Annotated in this window: 2 protein-coding genes; both read left to right on the forward strand. The window is 65.3% G+C overall.

Translation table 11 applies throughout. The annotated features are described in order from the left end of the window. Window positions 1–156: 156 nt before the first annotated feature. Complete coding sequence (istA, locus tag WKW77_RS34870; protein ID WP_340361455.1) at window positions 157–1,770, forward strand: IS21 family transposase; 1,614 nt, start codon at window positions 157–159, stop codon at window positions 1,768–1,770. Beyond that, on the forward strand, window positions 1,757–2,518 hold the full coding sequence (gene istB / locus WKW77_RS34875) for an IS21-like element helper ATPase IstB (RefSeq protein WP_340361456.1): 762 nt from the start codon (window positions 1,757–1,759) through the stop codon (window positions 2,516–2,518). The genes istA and istB overlap by 14 nt, the downstream gene beginning before the upstream one ends. Window positions 2,519–2,598: the final 80 nt, after the last annotated feature.

Raw genomic sequence — 2,598 nt, forward strand, 5'->3', positions numbered from 1 at the left:
CCCCGAACGACACCCAAACTCCCCCAGCTATCGACACGTAAATTCCCCCGCCGCGGCCATCGGGCCGTGACGGCGTAGGCGGCGCCAGCGCCCGCTGGCAGTCCCCTTCCGGGCAGGACATTACTTTTGCCCCCTCAGCCAAGAGGGGGTGATGGAGTGAATGTCTTGAAGCCGCATTTGCAGACGACCATTTGGACCCTGTTGGGCGCCGGGGCCAGCCAACGGGAGATCGAGCGCGTCACGGGGATCGATCGCAAGACCATCCGCAGCTACCAGAAGCGCTTCGCTGCGGTGGCGGCAAATTCCCCCGGGGTGTCCACCGGCCCCGGCGAGCAAATTCCCCCACCCCGTCCACCGACTCCGATGCCCGCGCGCTCGCCCGCGACGGTCTCGGCGTGCGAGCCGCATCGCGGCTTCATCGAAGCGCAACTGCGGCTGCGCCGCAACGCCATGGCCATCTATCAGGATCTGGTCGACCTGCACGGATTCACCGCCCGCTACAGCTCGGTGATGCGCTTCGTGCGGAAGCTGCGCCATCACGAGCCCGAGCAATTTGATCGCCTGGAATTCCTCCCCGGCGAAGAGATGCAGGTCGATTACGGCGAAGGCGCGCCAACGCGCGTGCCAGGCAGCGAGCGCTATCGCAAGCCGCGGCTGTTCGTCGCGACGCTGCGCTATTCCCGGCGCAGCTTCCGGCGTGTCGTATGGAAGTCCAGTCAGGAGACCTGGGCCCGACTGCACGAGCAGGCATGGAGATATTTTGGTGGATCCTGTCGCTACGTGGTCCTCGACAATCTGAAGGAAGGCGTGCTCAAGCCCGACCTGTACGAGCCCACGCTCAACCCCGTGTACGCGGCCACGCTGGCCCACTACGGCGTGGTCGCTGATCCGGCCCGGGTACGCGACCCCAATCGCAAGGGTTCGGTCGAGAACGCGATCGGTCACACCCAGGCCACAGCCTTGAAGGGACGGCGCTTCGAGTCGCTGCAGGAGCAGAACGACTTCCTCGAACACTGGGAGACCCGCTGGGCCGCCTCGCGCATCCATGGGGGCGCCCGCCGTCAGGTGCAGGCGATGTTCGAGGAGGAGCGGCCGTTGCTGCAGCCGCTGCCGTTGCTGGGCATGCAGTACTTCACCGAGGCGCAGCGCACCGTGTGCGACGACAGCTGCGTGCGCGTCGATCACTGCAGCTATGCCGCGCGGCCGGCGCCCATCGGCAGCGAGGTCCTCGTGCGCCTGTTCGAGCACCGCATCGAGATTCGGGACCTGAAGACCCATGCGCTGCTGCGCAGCCATGTCCGTGTCGAGCGCCCCGGCACTGTCGTGCTGCCGATGGAGGAGCGAGTCTTCAACCCGTCGCGTGAGACCCGCCGAATCCTCGCGCAAGCCAAGCTGATCGGAGCTGACGCCGAACGTCTGTGCGAGTTGCTGTTCGCCGTCGAAGGCCGCGTCGGCCAGCGCAAGCTGTGGGGCATCGTGCGCCTGGCCGATCGCTATCCGCGTCGCCTTGTCGATTGCGCTTGTGCGCTGGCAATGCAAGACGGCATCCACAGCTACAGCCACGTCAAGAGGTTGACCGAGAAGATCGTCGCCGACGCACTGGCGACCATCGAACGCGCCGAGGAACCGCGCCAGCTGGAACTCTCGCTGACGCAGGAACACCCGCTGATCCGTCCCGCCGACATCTACGCCGAGTTGTTCTCCCGCTGTGCCTCGGCACAGCCTTCCGCTCCCCTGAACCCTGGAGGTACTGCGCATGACCCTCAATGAGATCGAATGCACGCTGCGCGAGCTGCGTCTGTCCGGCATCGCCGCAACCCTGAACACTCGCGTCATGCAGGCGCAAGCCTCGCAGCAGCCGCTGCTGGAGACGCTGGCAGGATTGCTGCAGGACGAGCTCGACCGGCGCCACTCGCGCCTGACTGAACGGCGCTTCAAGCAATCACGTCTTGACGAACGGCCCACGCTGGGCGACTTCGACTGGCGCTTCAACCCGAAGCTGCCTCGTCAGGCGTGCTTCGAGCTGCACACGCTGAAGTTCATTGCCGAAGGTGCCAATGCGCTGATCATCGGCAAACCGGGCACCGGGAAGTCGCATGTGGCCAAGGCTGTGGCCTACCAGGCCACTCTGCAAGGCCATGATGTTCGCTACGTCGAGGCCGACACCGAGTTCGCCCGCTTCGCACTGGCAAGCCCCAAGGAGCAGACGGCGCTGATGCGCGCGTACGTCGAATCCGATCTCCTCATCCTCGACGACCTCTTCCTGGCGCGGCGCATCTCCGACGCCGCCGCCGAGCTGCTCCAGGCCATCGTGCATCAGCGCTACAAGCGTCGCGGAAGCATCGTTGTCACTTCCAACCGGGTCGTACAGGACTGGGGCAAATACCTCGGCGATGCGACCATGGGAACCACCATCCTCGATCGACTGATGCATCGTGCCGTCATGCTCGAGTTCGAGGGCAGGAGTTACCGGCTGAAGGAGGCCGCCGCGCGCCTGGCGATCGCCGCGGAGGCCTGACAGATCAATAATGCAACCCTCGTCCTGCCTGGAGGAATTTGAGTGTCCACGGGTGGGGGAGTTTGAAGTGTCGATCGGGG

The sequence above is a fragment of the Variovorax ureilyticus genome (assembly GCF_037889935.1).
GTDB lineage: Bacteria > Pseudomonadota > Gammaproteobacteria > Burkholderiales > Burkholderiaceae_C > Variovorax > Variovorax ureilyticus.

Excerpts from the sequence above, each read along its gene's own strand:
- istB (WP_340361456.1), top strand. The coding sequence starts at position 1,757 with ATGACCCTCAATGAGATCGAATGCACGCTGCGCGAGCTGCGTCTGTCC.